This is a genomic window from Spiribacter onubensis (assembly GCF_040838425.1).
Lineage (GTDB): Bacteria > Pseudomonadota > Gammaproteobacteria > Nitrococcales > Nitrococcaceae > Spiribacter > Spiribacter onubensis.
Genome location: NZ_JBAKFI010000003.1, coordinates 101,199 through 116,187, shown reverse-complemented (window position 1 = coordinate 116,187; position 14,989 = coordinate 101,199). Strand labels below are relative to the sequence as shown.

Annotated in this window: 18 protein-coding genes and 1 other RNA gene; 4 read left to right on the top strand and 15 right to left on the bottom strand. The window is 66.1% G+C overall.

Going from position 1 to position 14,989, the window contains the following annotated elements:
* Nucleotides 1–11: 11 nt before the first annotated feature.
* The 3 genes from mraZ to rsmI all read right to left on the bottom strand — a co-directional run bounded on the left by mraZ (nucleotide 12) and on the right by rsmI (nucleotide 1,950).
* A complete protein-coding gene (mraZ, locus tag V6X63_RS06665) occupies nucleotides 12–464 on the bottom strand; it encodes a division/cell wall cluster transcriptional repressor MraZ (RefSeq protein WP_367965993.1) in 453 nt (150 codons plus the stop codon).
* A gap of 236 nt (nucleotides 465–700) precedes the next feature.
* An RNA gene (rnpB, locus tag V6X63_RS06660) (RNase P RNA component class A) lies at nucleotides 701–1,055 on the bottom strand.
* Nucleotides 1,056–1,098: 43 nt separating this feature from the next.
* Nucleotides 1,099–1,950 carry a 16S rRNA (cytidine(1402)-2'-O)-methyltransferase gene (rsmI, locus tag V6X63_RS06655; RefSeq protein WP_367978458.1) on the bottom strand — a complete coding sequence of 284 codons (852 nt, stop codon included), beginning with the start codon at nucleotides 1,948–1,950 and terminating at the stop codon, nucleotides 1,099–1,101.
* 80 nt (nucleotides 1,951–2,030) lie between these two features.
* Between rsmI and V6X63_RS06650 the strand changes: the two genes are divergently transcribed.
* The 3 genes from V6X63_RS06650 to V6X63_RS06640 are packed head-to-tail and all read left to right on the top strand — an operon-like array spanning nucleotide 2,031 to nucleotide 4,892.
* A complete protein-coding gene (locus V6X63_RS06650; RefSeq protein ID WP_367978457.1) occupies nucleotides 2,031–3,920 on the top strand; it encodes a penicillin-binding protein activator in 1,890 nt (629 codons plus the stop codon).
* Nucleotides 3,917–4,276, top strand: coding sequence for a YraN family protein (locus V6X63_RS06645; RefSeq protein WP_367978456.1), 360 nt, complete (start codon nucleotides 3,917–3,919; stop codon nucleotides 4,274–4,276). Before V6X63_RS06650 ends, V6X63_RS06645 begins: the two co-directional genes overlap by 4 nt.
* A gap of 28 nt (nucleotides 4,277–4,304) precedes the next feature.
* On the top strand, nucleotides 4,305–4,892 hold the full coding sequence (locus V6X63_RS06640; RefSeq protein ID WP_367965989.1) for a phosphoheptose isomerase: 588 nt from the start codon (nucleotides 4,305–4,307) through the stop codon (nucleotides 4,890–4,892).
* 12 nt (nucleotides 4,893–4,904) lie between these two features.
* Here V6X63_RS06640 and V6X63_RS06635 read toward each other — a convergent pair whose 3' ends face one another.
* The 6 genes from V6X63_RS06635 to V6X63_RS06610 all read right to left on the bottom strand — a co-directional run bounded on the left by V6X63_RS06635 (nucleotide 4,905) and on the right by V6X63_RS06610 (nucleotide 9,509).
* Nucleotides 4,905–5,312, bottom strand: coding sequence for a ClpXP protease specificity-enhancing factor (locus V6X63_RS06635; protein ID WP_367965988.1), 408 nt, complete (start codon nucleotides 5,310–5,312; stop codon nucleotides 4,905–4,907).
* Nucleotides 5,312–5,941 (bottom strand): glutathione S-transferase N-terminal domain-containing protein, encoded by a 630-nt coding sequence (locus V6X63_RS06630; protein WP_367978455.1) that lies wholly within the window; start codon nucleotides 5,939–5,941, stop codon nucleotides 5,312–5,314. The genes V6X63_RS06635 and V6X63_RS06630 overlap by 1 nt, the downstream gene beginning before the upstream one ends.
* 32 nt (nucleotides 5,942–5,973) lie before the next feature.
* A complete protein-coding gene (locus V6X63_RS06625) occupies nucleotides 5,974–6,705 on the bottom strand; it encodes a cytochrome c1 (protein ID WP_367965986.1) in 732 nt (243 codons plus the stop codon).
* The gene (locus V6X63_RS06620; protein ID WP_367965985.1) at nucleotides 6,705–7,961 is read right to left on the bottom strand and encodes a cytochrome b; all 1,257 of its coding nucleotides are present in this window, start codon (nucleotides 7,959–7,961) and stop codon (nucleotides 6,705–6,707) included. Before V6X63_RS06620 ends, V6X63_RS06625 begins: the two co-directional genes overlap by 1 nt.
* Nucleotides 7,961–8,551, bottom strand: coding sequence for a ubiquinol-cytochrome c reductase iron-sulfur subunit (gene petA, locus V6X63_RS06615; protein ID WP_367965984.1), 591 nt, complete (start codon nucleotides 8,549–8,551; stop codon nucleotides 7,961–7,963). Before petA ends, V6X63_RS06620 begins: the two co-directional genes overlap by 1 nt.
* A gap of 199 nt (nucleotides 8,552–8,750) precedes the next feature.
* Entirely contained in the window at nucleotides 8,751–9,509 is a 759-nt protein-coding gene (locus V6X63_RS06610) for a Nif3-like dinuclear metal center hexameric protein (RefSeq protein ID WP_367965983.1), read from the bottom strand.
* A 38-nt stretch (nucleotides 9,510–9,547) separates the two neighbouring features.
* Here V6X63_RS06610 and V6X63_RS06605 point away from each other — a divergent pair, with 38 nt between their 5' ends.
* Nucleotides 9,548–10,708 carry a S1C family serine protease gene (locus V6X63_RS06605; RefSeq protein WP_367965982.1) on the top strand — a complete coding sequence of 387 codons (1,161 nt, stop codon included), beginning with the start codon at nucleotides 9,548–9,550 and terminating at the stop codon, nucleotides 10,706–10,708.
* Here V6X63_RS06605 and hisD read toward each other — a convergent pair.
* Genes hisD through mlaD form a run of 6 tightly spaced genes read right to left on the bottom strand, consistent with a single transcriptional unit; the run spans nucleotide 10,705 to nucleotide 14,978 of the window.
* Complete coding sequence (gene hisD / locus V6X63_RS06600; RefSeq protein WP_367965981.1) at nucleotides 10,705–12,024, bottom strand: histidinol dehydrogenase; 1,320 nt, start codon at nucleotides 12,022–12,024, stop codon at nucleotides 10,705–10,707. The two genes, V6X63_RS06605 and hisD, sit on opposite strands and share 4 nt — an antisense overlap.
* A 5-nt stretch (nucleotides 12,025–12,029) precedes the next feature.
* Nucleotides 12,030–12,674 (bottom strand): ATP phosphoribosyltransferase, encoded by a 645-nt coding sequence (gene hisG, locus V6X63_RS06595; protein WP_367965980.1) that lies wholly within the window; start codon nucleotides 12,672–12,674, stop codon nucleotides 12,030–12,032.
* Nucleotides 12,667–13,947, bottom strand: coding sequence for a UDP-N-acetylglucosamine 1-carboxyvinyltransferase (gene murA, locus V6X63_RS06590; RefSeq protein ID WP_367965979.1), 1,281 nt, complete (start codon nucleotides 13,945–13,947; stop codon nucleotides 12,667–12,669). Before murA ends, hisG begins: the two co-directional genes overlap by 8 nt.
* 4 nt (nucleotides 13,948–13,951) lie before the next feature.
* On the bottom strand, nucleotides 13,952–14,197 hold the full coding sequence (locus tag V6X63_RS06585; RefSeq protein WP_367965978.1) for a BolA family protein: 246 nt from the start codon (nucleotides 14,195–14,197) through the stop codon (nucleotides 13,952–13,954).
* Nucleotides 14,194–14,511 (bottom strand): STAS domain-containing protein, encoded by a 318-nt coding sequence (locus V6X63_RS06580; RefSeq protein WP_367965977.1) that lies wholly within the window; start codon nucleotides 14,509–14,511, stop codon nucleotides 14,194–14,196. The genes V6X63_RS06585 and V6X63_RS06580 overlap by 4 nt, the downstream gene beginning before the upstream one ends.
* Nucleotides 14,508–14,978 (bottom strand): outer membrane lipid asymmetry maintenance protein MlaD, encoded by a 471-nt coding sequence (gene mlaD, locus V6X63_RS06575; protein WP_367965976.1) that lies wholly within the window; start codon nucleotides 14,976–14,978, stop codon nucleotides 14,508–14,510. The genes V6X63_RS06580 and mlaD overlap by 4 nt, the downstream gene beginning before the upstream one ends.
* Nucleotides 14,979–14,989 lie beyond the last annotated feature (11 nt).

Genomic DNA, 14,989 nt, shown 5'->3' with positions numbered 1-14,989 from the left:
CCCTGCACTCCCTACAATGAGAGCGATTCGAGATCGCCCGGCAGATCCTCGGCCGCGGCCGCTTCTTCCAACCACTCGTCACGGCGGCGGGTCCAGATGTCCTCGTCCCAGAGTTCGAACTTGTTGCCCTGACCAATCAGAACGGTGCGCTTCTCCAGCGCGGCAAACTCACGCAGAGGGCCGGGAAGGAGGATGCGTCCATTGCCGTCCAGCTGGCATTCGGTGGCATGACCGATGAGCAGTCGCTGGAGACGGCGCGCCGTGGGGTTGAGGCTGGGCAGGCGGACGAGCTTCTGCTCGATGTGCTCCCACTCCGGCAGTGGGTAGACCAGCAGGCAGTGATCGCGGTCCACGGTCACCACGAGGTTCCCGTCGCAAAGCCCGGACAGCCGCTCTCTATAGCGGCTGGGGAAGGCTATCCGCCCTTTCGCGTCGAGATTGATATGGGTGACACCACGAAACACTGGATTCCCCCTGACTCACCCGTGGCAACCATTTTTCACCACTTTTCCCCACTTATGGCCACACTGTAGACAGCAGCACTCCGCCCGTCAACCCGGCGGAAGCGGAATTTTCCCCACCACGACAGGAACTTACAGAGCCCGACCCGGGATTCGAGAGACGCCGAAAAAGGCGCGATAAATCAGTTTTCAAAACATTGGGTTAGGGAGAAATGCGAGAATTCGCATCAAAAAGAAAGGGTGGAAGCCGGCCTGTAAGCCGGGTTCTGTCGGGGACAGCCATTCATCTGGGATGCACGTCGCCGTGCAACTCGAGCGACCTACCCGGAAGCTGACGCGGGCCGCGCCTTCGCTCCCCTATTCGGTCTTGCTCCGGGTGGGGTTTACCCTGCCGCGAGGTGTTGCCACCCGCGCGGTGCGCTCTTACCGCACCTTTTCACCCTTACCTGTGCCATCCGTGGACGGCCATCGGCGGTTCGTTTTCTGCGGCACTTTCCGTCGGCTCACGCCGCCCAGGGGTTACCTGGCACCCTGCCCTGTGGAGCCCGGACTTTCCTCCACGTCGAAGGACGCAGCGGCTGTCCGGCCGACTTCCGGGATGGATGATAACACTTTGTCCATGCGCTGACGCCTGGACTCAGCCTTCCTGCACTGCCCGGTCATAGAGGGCATTGGCGGACTCGCCGGTGATGCGTGCCGTGACCCGTGCGGCCGCCTTCGCCCCCAGCCCCTCCGCCCGCAGCATCTGCAGCAGCGTCGCCGTATCCAGGACGGTTGCGGCAGCCGGCGCCCGGTCTTCCACGCCCGGTCCCACCAGAATGACGAACTCACCCCGCATTCGGTCGGCATCCCCGCGGATCCATTCCGCCAGCTGCGCCAGCGAACCACTCCGGGTGGTCTCGAATCGCTTGGTGAGCTCACGGCAGACGGCGCTCTCCCGCCCCGCCCCGAGAATCTCGGCGAGGTCGTCGAGCGCCGCGGGAACCCGCCGACCGGCCTCGAGGAAGACCAGCGTGTGGGGTTGACCGGCAAGGCGCTCGAGGCGCCGGCGTCGGGCAGCGGTGCGGGCCGGGAGGAACCCCTCGAAGAAAAAGCGATCGGTTGGCAGACCGGCCACCGACAGCGCAGCAATGACACTGCTCGGCCCGGGCACGGCCAGCACCTCGAAGCCCGCCTCCCGGGTGGCACGCACCAGCCGATAACCCGGATCACTGATCAGGGGCGTCCCCGCGTCACTGACCAGGGCGATCGACTCGCCGGCCGCAAGGCAGGAGAGAATCCGCTCCACCCGTTCGGACTCGTTGTGCTGATGAAGGCTGATCATGCGGCCGCGGATGCCCAGACGACCGAGCAACTGACCGCTGCGGCGCGTATCCTCGGCGGCGATCCGATGAACGGTGGCGAGCACCTCCCGCGCGCGGTCGCTGAGATCTCCCAGATTGCCAATGGGCGTGGCGACCACGAAAAGCCGGCCGGACTCGTTTGACACGCTTTATCCCCGGAATCGATACTTCCAGCAAACCTGCCCGGCAGTTTAACCGGCCGTCCCGATCACCGCGAGGCTCGCCCTTGTTCAGTGTCCGCATTCCAATCGCCCTGCTGACGATCGCCCTGCTGGTCGCCGGCTGCGCCCCGATGGCGCCCCGGGATGCAGCCCAGCTCGCGGAGATCAGTTCGCCACAACTGGATGATGCCGAGGCCGCGTTGGCGCGCGGCAATACCAGCAGGGCCATCATGCTGCTGCGCTCGGCGGCGGCGCAGCTGCCGGACCCGGAAGCCACCGGCCTGCGACTGGAAGCCGCGACACTGGCGCTGGAACTGGATGACCCGGAACCTGCCGGCGAGTGGCTGGGCACACGCGAGGCCCGTGCAACACCCTCGAACACCGCTGTGGCGACTCTGCTGCGCACACGACTCGACCCGGATCTGCCACCGATGGAAGTCATTGACCGTCTGGGCACGCTGCCGGCCCCGTTGTCATCGCGCATGGAGCCGCTGCGCCTGCAGTCGCTGGCCCGCGCCGAGGCGGCCCGGGGCAACCTGGAGAGCGCCATCGCCCACCGGGTCTCGCTTGCCGATCGTGCGCTCTCCCGCGAGCGACGTCTGGCGAATGAATCGGCGCTATGGACGATGCTGATGGAAGCGCCCATGCCGGCGCTTCGCGAAACCCTCGCCGAGACGCCGGATCGGGCCGTGGCGGCCTGGCTGCAACTGGCGGTCGGCGTGCGCAACCGGGCCCTTCGACCGGCGGAGACGCAGGCCTTCATCGCCGACTGGCGGGACGAGCATGAGCGCATCGCGATCAGCGAATCGTTCGTCGATGGGTTGCTGTCCGCACAGCGTGCCGCGCTCTCCCCACCGCGGATCGTGGGCGTGCTACTGCCACTCAGCGGAGAACTGGCTGCGGCGGGCCGGGCCATCCAGGAGGGTATTCTCGCGGCCTACTATGCGGAGGCGGGCATGGCGGACCGGCCACGCCTGCTGTTCTTCGATGTCGGCGACGCCGGCCGCGATGTCGTCGCCGCCTATGATGCGGCGGTCGCCGCGGGCGCGGAGCGCATCATCGGCCCGCTGAGCAAATCAGGCGTGCGCGAACTCGTCTCCGCTGAATCCCTCCCGGTACCCGTGCTCGCGCTCAATCGCGTGCAGAGCACATCGGGCAATGAATCCGTGATGCAGTTCGGCCTGGCGCCGGAGAACGACGCCCGTGCCGTCGCGGCACTGGCGAGGGCCATGGGTTATGAACAGCTGCTGGTGATGGCGCGGGACGACGAATGGGGCAGCCGGGTCAGCGCGGCTTTCCGCGACGCATTCGAGGAGGCCGGCGGGCGTATCCTCGGGCAACGCCGCTATCCTCCGGAGCAGGACGATCTGACGGGCCCCATCCGGAGCCTGTTCCAGCTGGATCTGAGTGACGGGCGCTACCAACGGCTGCGATCCATCACCGGCGAGGGATTCGGCTTCGAGGCGCGTCGCCGTCAGGACACGGATGGCGTATTCATGGCCGCCTTCGGGCGTGACGCCCGGCTCATCGCGCCGCAGATCCGCTTCCATCGCGGCATCGACCTGCCGATCCTCGCCATCAGCGAGAGCTATCCGCAGCAGCATCAGGCCGGCGCCGATAACGATCTCAGCGGTGTCATCCTCACGCGTATGCCCTGGCTGCTTGACGGTGCACCGAATGATGCCGGCGCTGGCGCGAGGGAACAGCTCCGCGAAGCCGACCCGGAGGCCGACCCAGGTCAGCTGGTTGCGCTCGGGGTCGACAGCTATCGCCTGCAACGCGCCCTCGATGCCCTCGCGCGCAGCCCCGAGCTGCATTTCCCCGGGGTGACCGGCCGGCTGAGCCTGGATCGGGAGGGAGTCATCCGGCGGCAGCTGATGCCGGCACGGATCACCTCCGGCGGGCTGGAACCTCTGCAGCCCGCGCAGTCCGACATACCGGCCTATCTGCCATGAAGCCGCGCCCGCAGGAGACCGGACAGGCCGCCGAGGCACATGCCCTCGCCTATCTCGAGGGCCGTGGCCTTCGCCTGCGCGAACGCAACTTCCGGATCCGCCGGGGCGAGATCGACCTCATCATGCAGGATGGCCGGGAAGTGGTTTTCGTGGAGGTCAGGGCCCGTTCCGCCGGTCGATTCGGCGATGGAGTGGACAGCATCACCCGCGCCAAGCGGCGGCGTCTTCTGGCGGCTGCCAGTGCCTGGCTGCAGCGCCAGCGGGAAGAGCCGCCCGCCCGCTTCGACGTGATCGCCCTCCAGCCCGGTCACGACGCGGTCACCTGGCTCAAGGATGCCTTCGGGGCCGATGATTGACGAGACACGACAAGGACAAGGTAGATACATGAACGCCAGTGAGCGGATCGCACAGCATTTCCACGAGAGCATTCAGGCCAAGCAGGTCGCCCTGGACCAGCTTCGACCGTTCATCGAGCAGGCCGGCATGCTGATGACCGACTGCCTTCAGCGTGAGGGACGCATCCTGAGCTGCGGCAATGGCGGCTCGGCAGGCGATGCCCAGCATTTTTCCTCGGAGCTTCTCAACCGCTTCGAGATGGAGCGTCCGGGACTGCCGGCAGTCGCGCTGACCACGGACAGCTCGACGATTACCTCGATCGCCAACGACTATGACTTCCGCGAGGTGTTTGCCCGACAGATCCGCGCGCTCGCCCTCCCCGGCGACGTGGTGCTGGCGATCAGCACCAGTGGCGGGAGCGACAACGTGATCCGGGCCATCGAGGCGGCCCACGACCGTGGCGCGCATGTGGTCGCGCTCAGCGGCCGCGACGGCGGGCCCATGGCCCTGAAACTCGCGGGAGACGATGTCGAGATCCGGGTCCCCCACGAGGTGACGGCCCGGATCCAGGAGGTTCATCTACTGGTCATCCACTGCCTGTGCGATCTGATCGACCGACAGCTGTTCGGCGGCTGAATCCGGTGCGGGCTATTTGACGACGCGGAGTCCGGGACGGTTGCCGCCGGCGGACGGCCCGGGACCCGCGCCGTCATCCTGGCTGCCCTCGGGTGGCGGCTCGCCATCACCATCCTCCGGGGTGAAGAGCATGCCGCGGCCATTCTCGCGGGCGTAGATCGCCATCACCTCGGCAACAGGGACATTCACCTGGCGGGGCTGGCCACCGAAGCGCGCATTGAATGAGACCCACTCATTGCCCAGATCAAGCCCGCGTACGGCACTGGGCGAGACGTTCAGGACCAGGCGTCCGCCATCCGCGAATTCAAGCGGCGCCTCGACCCCCTCACCCTCGGCATTGACCAGCAGATGGGGCGTGAGGCCGTTATCGACGATCCATTCGTAGAGCCCGCGGATCAGGTAGGGTCGGCTCGGCGTCATCAGGCCGCGCGCATTGCCTGTTCGGTGCGGGTGAGGCTGGCCTGGAAGGGATCCCGGGCGAAAAGGCGCTCGGCGTAGGCTTCAATCGCAGCCGCCTCGGCTGGCAGCTCGACGCCGTAATAACCCAGTCGCCAGAGTAGCGGCGCCAGCACGCAATCCATCATGGTGATCTCGTCGCTCAGGAAATACGCCATGCCCGTGTCGAAAACGTCGGCGCTGGCGGCCAGGCTCTCGGCAAGCTGTCGTCTGACGGCGGGCTTACCGCGCCGTTCCACCTGCTCGAGCTGACCCAGCAGCTGATACCAGTCGCGGTCGATCCGCGAGACAACCAGCTTCGCCTTGGCCCGCGATACCGGATCGATGGGCATCAGAGGCGGATGCGGGAAACGCTCATCGAGGTACTCGCAGATGACCCGAGGGTCGTAGAGCGCGAGGTCCCGATCCACCAGCGTGGGGGTTTCCGCATAGGGATTGAGGTCGGCGAGATCCTCGGGCTGTGGACCCTCGGGAGCCACCTCGACCACCTCGACCCCGATCCCTTTTTCAGCCAGTACCAGCCGGACTCGATGACTCTCCACCGCAGACGGGTCGGTATAGAGACCAATCGATGTTCGCTGGCTGAGCGTCACCGACGATGCGCCCAGCTGTTCGGCCTGGCTACTCAGTGGATATCCCTCCAGTACTCACGCTTCATGAACCAGGCGAGCACCGTGAAGATGACCAGAAAGCCGATCACCCATACGCCCATTTCCTGGCGTTTGGCCCGCACCGGCTCCGCCATGAAGGCCATGAAATTGGTGATGTCACGGGTGGCCTGGTGGTACTCATCCTCGGTCATGATCCCCTGCTGACCCTCAGGCACGCGGATCCCAGCCACCTGCAGCTCACCGTGGCTTTCCTCGTAACGGGCCTCCGGCACGCCCTGCAGGCGCCAGAGCACATGCGGCATGGAGGAGTTGGCAAGCAGGGTGTTGTTCCAGCCGATGCTGGCGTCCGGATCCTGATAGAAGCTGTTCAGGTACGTATACACCCAGTCCGCACCGCGGGAGCGCGCCGTCAGCGACAGATCCGGCGGCGGCGCACCGAACCAGTCGGCGGCATCCTCCGGGCGCATGGCTGCATTGATGGTGTCCCCGGGGGTGTAGGAGCCGTAGACCAGCGACTCCTCGACCATGGTCATGGGGATACCGAGCGCCTCGGGCAGCGCGTTCCAGCGCACGTACTTGGCCGAGTGGCAGCCCATGCAGTTGTTGGCGAACAGGTTGGCGCCCCGCTGGAGCGAGGCCTCGTTGGACACGTCGACCTGGGCGTCCATCAGGTCCGCGCTGCCACCGGCACTCCACGCGCCACCGGAGAACAGACCGAGGAACAGGATCAATGCGAGCTTTCTCATCAGTCGGTCACCCTCTCCGGCACGGGCTTGGTGCGTTCGAATCCGAAGGCGGTGTAGGTGAACAGGAACGCGAAGAACCCGAAATAGACCACCGTCCAGATCTGGGCCCAGGTCGTCACGGTCAGGCCGAAGTACACCTCGGACGGGGCCCGGAGGCCAAGATAGCTCAGGCAGACGAACGCCACCGCGAAAAGCGCCAGATTGATCTTGTGCCCGAGCCCGCGGTAGCGGATCGAGCGCACCCGGCCACGGTCGATCCAGGGCAGCAGGAAGAGCAGGAATATCGCCAGCCCCATCGCCAGCACACCGCCGAACTTGTCCGGGATGGCCCGAAGGATCGAGTAAAACGCGGTGAAGTACCAGACCGGCGCGATATGCTCCGGCGTCTGCAGCGGGTTGGCCGGTTCGAAGTTCGGCGCCTCAAGGAACAGCCCGCCCATCTCGGGTGCGAAGAACACCACCGCCGAGAAGAAGATCAGGAAGACACCCAGCCCAAAGGTATCCTTCACCGTGTAGTAAGGATGGAACGGGATGCCGTCCTTCGGCTTGCCGCTCTGATCCTTGTTCTTCTTGATGTCGACGCCGTCCGGGTTGTTGGAGCCCACCTCGTGCAGCGCGAGGATGTGAAACACCACCAGGCCCACCAGCGCGAGCGGCAGCGCCACCACATGCAGCGCGAAGAACCGGTTCAGCGTGACACCGGAGATGTTGTAGTCGCCGCGGATCCAGAGCGCGAGCTCTTCACCGATGCCGGGTATCGCCCCGAACAGCGAAATGATGACCTGCGCCCCCCAGTAGGACATCTGGCCCCAGGGCAGCAGGTAGCCCATGAAGGCCTCCGCCATGAGCAGCAGGTAGATGATCATGCCGAACACCCAGATCAGCTCGCGCGGCTTCTGATAGGAGCCGTAGAGCAGGGCGCGGAACATATGCAGGTAAACCACCACGAAGAACGCCGATGCACCCGTCGAGTGCATGTAGCGGATCAGCCAGCCGTACTCCACGTCGCGCATGATGTATTCGATCGAGTCGAAAGCACCCGCCGCGGACGGGTTGTAGTTCATGGTCAGCCAGATGCCGGTGAGCAGCTGATTGACCAGCACGAACAGCGCCAGCGAGCCGAAGTAGTACCAGATGTTGAAATTCCTCGGCGCGTAGTACTCGCCGATGTGCTCGTTCCACATCTTCGTGAGCGGGAAACGGGCATCGATCCAGCCCAGCACTCCGCCCTGCGCCTTAGTGGTGGCATCACTCATCAGGCAGCCTCCTCATCTTCCCCGACCACGATCAGACCGTCATCGGCCACGCGGTACGGAGGCACTACAAGGTTGGTCGGCGCCGGAACGCCGGAGTAGACGCGGCCGGCCAGGTCAAAACGCGAACCATGGCAGGGGCAGAAGAGGCCGCCCGGCCAGTTGGTATCGAGGGAGCCGGGCTGCGGCATGAAGGACGGGATGCAGCCCAGATGGGTACAGATCGGCACGAGCACCAGGAACTCCGGGTCGACGGACCGGTAGATGTTCTGCGCGTAAGGCGGCTGCTGCGAGGCGACCGTGGAGTCCGGATCGCGCAGGCGATCATTGAGCTCGGGCAGTCTCTCGAGCGCCGCCTCGGAGCGGCGGATCACCCACACCGGTTGACCACGCCAGGTCAGGTTGATTTTCTGACCTGGCTGCATCGTGCTGGTATCGACTTCCACCGGTGCACCGGCTGCTCGGGTCCGAGCGCTCGGATTCCAGTAGGAGAGAAAGGGCACTGCCGTATAGGCAACGCCGACGCCGCCGACGACCGACACCGCGCCGGTGAGAAAGCGGCGTCGACTCTTGTTAGCGCCATCCTCGGACATCTGGATTCCCCTGCATGGGTAACGGATCATGGCGGCCGCGGCGGCTTTCTGAATCACCCGCTGACCACCCCTCACACCGCACATGAACGGTGTTCATAACGCGCGTAGAATCCAACATCCGGCTTCCGCAGTCAAGCGAGGAGCCCCGTCTGACGGGGTTTTCAACGACGCAAAACTTGCTTTCAATCAAGGGTTAAGCTCAAGCCGGATTGGCATCGTCGATGAACTGGTGGGTCAGACCGAAGTGCGCGGCGAGATGCTCCCCCAGCGCCTGGACACCACCACGCTCGGTGGCATGATGGCCGGCCGCGAAATAATGCACCCCGAGTTCGCGCGCCTCGTGGGCCGTGGGCTCGGATATCTCACCGCTGAAATAGGCATCCACGCGCAGCGCCGCGGCGGCGGCCATGAATTTCTGTCCGCCCCCGCTACACCAGGCCACCCGCTTCACGGGGTGAGGGCCGGCCACCACGGGCGTTACCCAGCGCCCCAGACGGGTGGCAAGGCGATCAGCGAAGGCATCCGCGTCGATCGGTTCGGCCAGCTGGCCGTGCCATAAGAGCCCCGGCACGCCCCCCGCCTCCGCGGCCCCCTCGACATGGATGCCCAGCCAGTCCGCCAGCACAGCGTTGTTGCCGAACACCGGGTGCACATCCAGTGGCAGGTGATAGGCGAAGAGGTTGATGTCGTTGCGCAGGAGAAGACGCAGTCGATGCGCCTTCATACCGGTGACCGGTGCCGGCTCGCCCTTCCAGAAATAGCCGTGATGGACCAGGACGGCATCGGCGTCCGCCTCGATGGCCTCGGCCAGGAAACGCGCCGACGCGGTCACGCCCGTGACCAGCCGCCGGATCTCCGCCCGACCCTCGACCTGCAGGCCATTGGGCGTGAAATCGCTGAGCCGTCCCGGGCACAGCAGTTCATCGAGGTAATCACTCAGTTGCCAACGGTGTACCATCGTATCCTCGTCTCTGCGATCCTCGACGAGTATAGAAGATGGCCCTGCAACGATTCACCCGATTCGTGATCAGCTACACCCTGGTAGGGATTGTTGTGGCCATCGCCGTGGTCTGGCTGGCGCCGGAGCTGCTCGAGCGTCAACGGCCGGTGGTGCGCGTGGATGAGTCGCCGCGCACGGAGCCCGACGCGCTGAGACCGCCGAACCAGCCCTTCACCTACGCGGACGCGGTCGAGGCCGCGGCACCGTCGGTGGTCAACATCTACACCGCGACACGGACGCCGGATCCGCGCAACGCGTTCCTCGAAGCCCCTGCACTGGATGATCTCTTCGGCGGTCTGGCGCCCACGGAACACCCGGATCTCGACACGTCGCTCGGATCCGGCGTGCTGATCAGCGACGCGGGGCATCTGCTCACCAACCACCACGTGATCCGCGGCGCCGCCCGGATCCAGGTGATGCTTGCCGATGGTCGCACCGCACCGGCAAGCCTCGTGGGGACCGATCCCGAATCCGACCTGGCGGTGTTGCAGGTCGAGGGCGACGATCTGCCTCACATCACCCTCGCCCACTCCGCCGGAAGCCGGGTGGGCGACGTGGTCTTCGCCATCGGCAACCCGTTCGGCGTTGGCCAGACAGTAACCCAGGGCATTGTCAGCGCCGTCGGCCGCAGCGAACTCGGGCTGACGACCTTCGAGAACTTCATTCAGACCGATGCCGCCATCAATCCGGGCAACTCCGGCGGGGCGCTGGTCAACGCCCGGGGCGAGGTGATCGGCATCAACACGGCCATCTTCAGTCAGTCCGGTGGTTCCATGGGGATCGGCTTCGCCATTCCCGCCGACCTGGCCCGGGCGGTTTTCACCGACATCATCGAAAACGGACGGGTCATCCGCGGCTGGATCGGTCTCCAGGTGATCCCGCAGCAGGACGCACCCGGTGTCCGGGTAGCGGGCATACTGCCCGGGGGGCCGGCCGACAACGCCGGGCTGAAGGCCGGTGACACCATACAGAGCGTAGACGGGCAGCCGATCCGGACGGTGCGGGATCTACTCAACCGGATCACCGAACGGCGACCGGAAACCCGGATCGTCCTGAGGGGCGCACGTGAGGGCGAGGCCCGTGACTGGCCGGTCCGTGTGGCCGAGCGCCCCACCGATCTCGGCGGAGACGCCCCGCAGCAGCCGCCGGCGCGCTAGCGACCTCCCTCGTCGGTACCGCTGAAGCGATACTCGGCCGAGCGGGCATGGGCGGTCAGTCCCTCGGCGCGGGCCAGACGCGAGGCCACCGGGCCCAGCACCCCCGCACTCTCCGGCGTGCAATACACCAGGCTGGTGGTCTTGCAGAAGTCGTAGACGCCCAGCGGCGAGGCGAACCGCGCAGTCCGCGAGGTGGGCAGCACGTGACTCGGCCCGGCGCAGTAATCGCCGAGCGCCTCCGGCGTATACCGCCCCAGGAAGATGGCACCAGCGTGATGGATGGCCGAGGCCAGGCGTTCCGGCTCGACCACGGACAACTCCAGATGCTCAGGGGCAATGGCATTGGCCACCTCGGCCGCCTCGGCCAGATCCCGCACGCAGATCAGCGCGCCGCGCCGCGCCAGTGATGCACGGATGATCTCGGAGCGTTCCATATCCGGCAGCAGGCGCTCCATCGCCGCCTGCACATCATCCAGATACCTTGCCTCGGGACAGACCAGCAGGGCGCGGGCGTCCTCGTCATGCTCGGCCTGGGAGAACAGATCCATGGCGATCCACTCCGGATCGGTCTGGCCATCGCAGATGATCAGGATCTCCGACGGGCCGGCCACCATATCGATCCCGACATGGCCGAAGACCCGGCGTTTGGCTTCGGCCACGTAGGCATTGCCGGGTCCAACGATCTTGTCGACCGCCGGCACGGTCTCGGTGCCGTAGGCAAGCGCGGCCACCGCCTGGGCGCCGCCCAGCAGGAACAGCCGATCGACACCGGCCACCGCCGCTGCGGCGAGCACCATGGGAGCAATCTCGCCGCCGGGGGCGGGCGCGACCATGACGATCTCGTCCACGCCGGCGACATGGGCCGGGATGGCATTCATCAGCACCGAGGATGGATAGGCGGCCTTGCCGCCGGGCACATAAATGCCCACGCGTTCCAGTGGCCGAACCTGCTGACCCAGGCGCGTGCCGTCCGCCTCGGTCTTCTCCCAGTCACTCTGGCGCTGGTGGAGGTGGTACTCGCGGATCCTCGCCGCTGCCGTCTCCAGGGCCTCGCGGTCGGCCGCTTCCAGCCCCTCAAGCGCGATCTGGCAACGCGACAGTTCCACCTCCAGCGCCGCCACCGACTCCACGGCGAGCCCATCCAGGGTCGCGCTGTAGTGCAGCAGCGCCGCGTCACCCTGCTCACGGACCGCGGTCAGGATGTCCGAGACCGCCGCTTCGACGCCATGGGTCGCACCGTCATGCCAGTCGGTGAGGGCCTCGAGCCGGTCACCGAAGTCGGGCTGCGTGGTACTGAGGCGTTCTATCTCCAACATGCCGCTCACCTGTCGTCGCGATGGCCCACCACCTCGGCGATGCGGCCGAGCAGGGGCTTGATTTCACGATGTCTGAGTTTCATTGATGCCTTGTTGACCACCAGTCGCGAGCTGATATCCGCGATCTGCTCCAGCGGCTCGAGGCCATTCGCGCGAAGGGTGTTGCCCGTATCCACCAGGTCGACGATGACATCGGCAAGCCCGACCAGCGGCGCCAGTTCCATGGAGCCGTAGAGCTTGATGAGGTCCACCTGCCGACCCTTGCCGGCGAAATGCCGCCGGGTGATGTTGACGAACTTGGTCGCCACCCGCAGCCGTCGCCCCTCCAGGCTGGCATCGGGATGCCCGGCGACCATGAGCCGGCAACGGGCGATGCCCAGATCGATGGGTTCATAAAGGCCATGCCCGCCCTGTTCCATCAATACGTCCTTGCCGGCCACGCCGACATCGGCCCCGCCGCCGGCGACGTATGTGGGCACATCAGTGGCCCGGACAATGATCAGGCGCACGGCGGGATCCGTGGTGGGCAGCACGAGGTTCCGGCTGCGCTCCGGATCCTCCAGCGGCTCGATACCGAGCGGGCTGAGGAGCGGCAGTGTCTGCTCGAGGATGCGCCCCTTGGACAGCGCGATGGTCAGCATCTCAGGCATGGCTTCGGACGATCTCCCCGGGCATGCGGCGGATGTCGGCACCGAGCTGGGCGAGCTTCTCCTCGATGCACTCGTAACCGCGGTCGATATGGTAGATGCGATCGACCAGCGTGTCGCCCTCACTGACCAGACCGGCAAGCACCAGGCTCGCGGAGGCGCGCAGATCGGTCGCCATCACCGGGGCACCGGTGAGCCGCTCAACGCCGTTGCTGATGGCGGTATGGCCCTCAAGGCGCACATCGGCGCCCATGCGCTGGATCTCGAGCACGTGCATGAAGCGATTCTCAAAGACCGTTTCCGTCACCATGCCCACGCCCTCGGCAACCGCATTGAGGGCGCAGATCTGCGCCTGCATGTCCGTGGGATAGGCGGGATACGGGGCCGTCCGCACATTGACGGCATGCGGTCGACGGCCGCCCATGTCCAGCGCGATCCAGTCCTCGCCCACCGTAATCTCTGCACCGCTCTCGCGCAGCTTGCCGATCACGGCATCCAGCAGGTAAGGCGCGGTGTTCTTGAGATGTACACGCCCGCCGGTCATGGCCGCCGCCACCAGGAAGGTGCCTGTCTCGATACGGTCGGGCAGGACCTCATACCGGGTGCCGGACAGGCGCTCGACACCCTCGATGGTGATGGTGTCCGTGCCCGCCCCGCTGACGCGTGCGCCCATGGCATTCAGACAGTTGGCCAGATCCACCACCTCCGGTTCGCGGGCGGCGTTCTCGATGATCGTCTGCCCCTCGGCCAGCACGGCCGCCATCATCAGGTTCTCGGTACCGGTGACGGTCACCAGGTCCATCACCAGACGCGTCCCCTTGAGGCGACGGCAGCGGGCCCGAATGTAGCCGTTGGCCACACTGATGTCCGCCCCCAGGGCGCGCAGCCCTTCGACATGCAGATTGACCGGTCTGGTGCCGATGGCACACCCCCCCGGCAGCGACACGTCCGCCTCGCCATGCCGGGCGAGCAGAGGCCCCAGCACCAGGATGGAGGCCCGCATTGTCTTCACCAGCTCGTAGGGCGCATGGCAATTGTCGATGCAGGTGGGGTCGATCTCCACACGCATGCGCTCGTCGACGGTCAGCCGCACGCCCATTCGACCCAGCAGTTCCATGGTGGTGGTGATGTCGTGAAGATCCGGGATGTTGCCGATCACCGAAGGCCCGTCGGCCAGGAGCGTCGCTGCCATGATGGGCAGGGCGGCATTCTTGGCACCGGATATGCGGATATCCCCTTCGAGGGACCGGCCCCCGCGGATCAGCAGTCGCTCCACCGGCTCAGTCCTGCTCGGCGGCGGCCTGCGCCGGTGTCAGCGTACGCATGGATATCGCATGCAGCACATCGCTGTCGATATGCGACTGCAGCAGGTCATAGACCAGACGGTGGCGGCGCAGCAACGGCAGGCCGTCAAAGTCCGGCGAGACGATACGCGCCTGGAAATGCCGGCCGTCACCGATCACTTCCACCTCGGCATCCCTGAGCCCGGCCTGCAGCAGGGCCCGAATGGCCTCTGGTTCCATCATTCCGCTGTCATCCCCGCGTCGTTGGTTTCCATCGTCAACAGTGTATCAACCCCGCTGATGCGGGCGAGGCGGACCAGCGCCGCCGGTGGCGACACGACCACCAGCGAGCCGCCCGCCTTTTCGAGCCGCTGCTGCCACTCCAGCAGCAGCGCGAGCCCTGCGCTGTCGATCGCCTCGACGTCAGAGAGATCCACGCGCAGCGGCTGATCGGCCATCGGCAGCGCCTCGAGCAGCGTCACCGCATCGGCGGCGCGCAGTGTACCCTCCAGCCGCAGCCCGGCGCGGGGCCCGCCGCTGATTCGCCCGCCGTTCACTCACTGCCCCCGCTGCCGTCGCCATCGTCACCGGACTGGTTATAGAGGAACTGACTGACGAGATCTTCCAGGACCAGTGCCGACTGAGTGAGCATGATCTCATCGCCATCCTCCAGCGCATCCGGCATACCACCCGGCTGCAGCGAGACATACTGCTCGCCCAGCAGCCCCGAGGTCCGGATGCTCGCCGCCGTATCGCTGGGCAGGTCGTCGTAGCGGGCGTCGATGGTCAGCTCCACGCGGGCCTCGAACCGCGCCGGGTCCAGGGTGATGCCGCTGACGCGGCCGATGGGAACACCGCCCATCCGCACCGGGGCGCGGTCGCGCAGGCCACCGACGTTCTGGAAGTAGGCCTCTACGGTATACCCGTCGGCGCGCTGAAAGGCCGTGATATTGCTGACCTGCATGGCCAGCACGAAGAGCGCCGCCAGACCGGCCGCCACGAAGGCGCCGACAACGATCTCCATACTCCGCGAAT

What these genes read in the sequence shown, in the direction of transcription:
- mlaD (WP_367965976.1), bottom strand. Translation starts at nt 14,978, where the DNA reads ATGGAGATCGTTGTCGGCGCCTTCGTGGCGGCCGGTCTGGCGGCGCTC.
- V6X63_RS06645 (WP_367978456.1), top strand. Translation starts at nt 3,917, where the DNA reads ATGAAGCCGCGCCCGCAGGAGACCGGACAGGCCGCCGAGGCACATGCC.
- hisG (WP_367965980.1), bottom strand. Translation starts at nt 12,674, where the DNA reads ATGCCTGAGATGCTGACCATCGCGCTGTCCAAGGGGCGCATCCTCGAG.
- V6X63_RS06620 (WP_367965985.1), bottom strand. Translation starts at nt 7,961, where the DNA reads ATGAGTGATGCCACCACTAAGGCGCAGGGCGGAGTGCTGGGCTGGATC.
- V6X63_RS06610 (WP_367965983.1), bottom strand. Translation starts at nt 9,509, where the DNA reads ATGGTACACCGTTGGCAACTGAGTGATTACCTCGATGAACTGCTGTGC.
- V6X63_RS06640 (WP_367965989.1), top strand. Translation starts at nt 4,305, where the DNA reads ATGAACGCCAGTGAGCGGATCGCACAGCATTTCCACGAGAGCATTCAG.
- hisD (WP_367965981.1), bottom strand. Translation starts at nt 12,024, where the DNA reads ATGTTGGAGATAGAACGCCTCAGTACCACGCAGCCCGACTTCGGTGAC.
- V6X63_RS06625 (WP_367965986.1), bottom strand. Translation starts at nt 6,705, where the DNA reads ATGAGAAAGCTCGCATTGATCCTGTTCCTCGGTCTGTTCTCCGGTGGC.
- V6X63_RS06605 (WP_367965982.1), top strand. Translation starts at nt 9,548, where the DNA reads ATGGCCCTGCAACGATTCACCCGATTCGTGATCAGCTACACCCTGGTA.
- petA (WP_367965984.1), bottom strand. Translation starts at nt 8,551, where the DNA reads ATGTCCGAGGATGGCGCTAACAAGAGTCGACGCCGCTTTCTCACCGGC.
- V6X63_RS06585 (WP_367965978.1), bottom strand. Translation starts at nt 14,197, where the DNA reads ATGATGGAACCAGAGGCCATTCGGGCCCTGCTGCAGGCCGGGCTCAGG.
- V6X63_RS06635 (WP_367965988.1), bottom strand. Translation starts at nt 5,312, where the DNA reads ATGACGCCGAGCCGACCCTACCTGATCCGCGGGCTCTACGAATGGATC.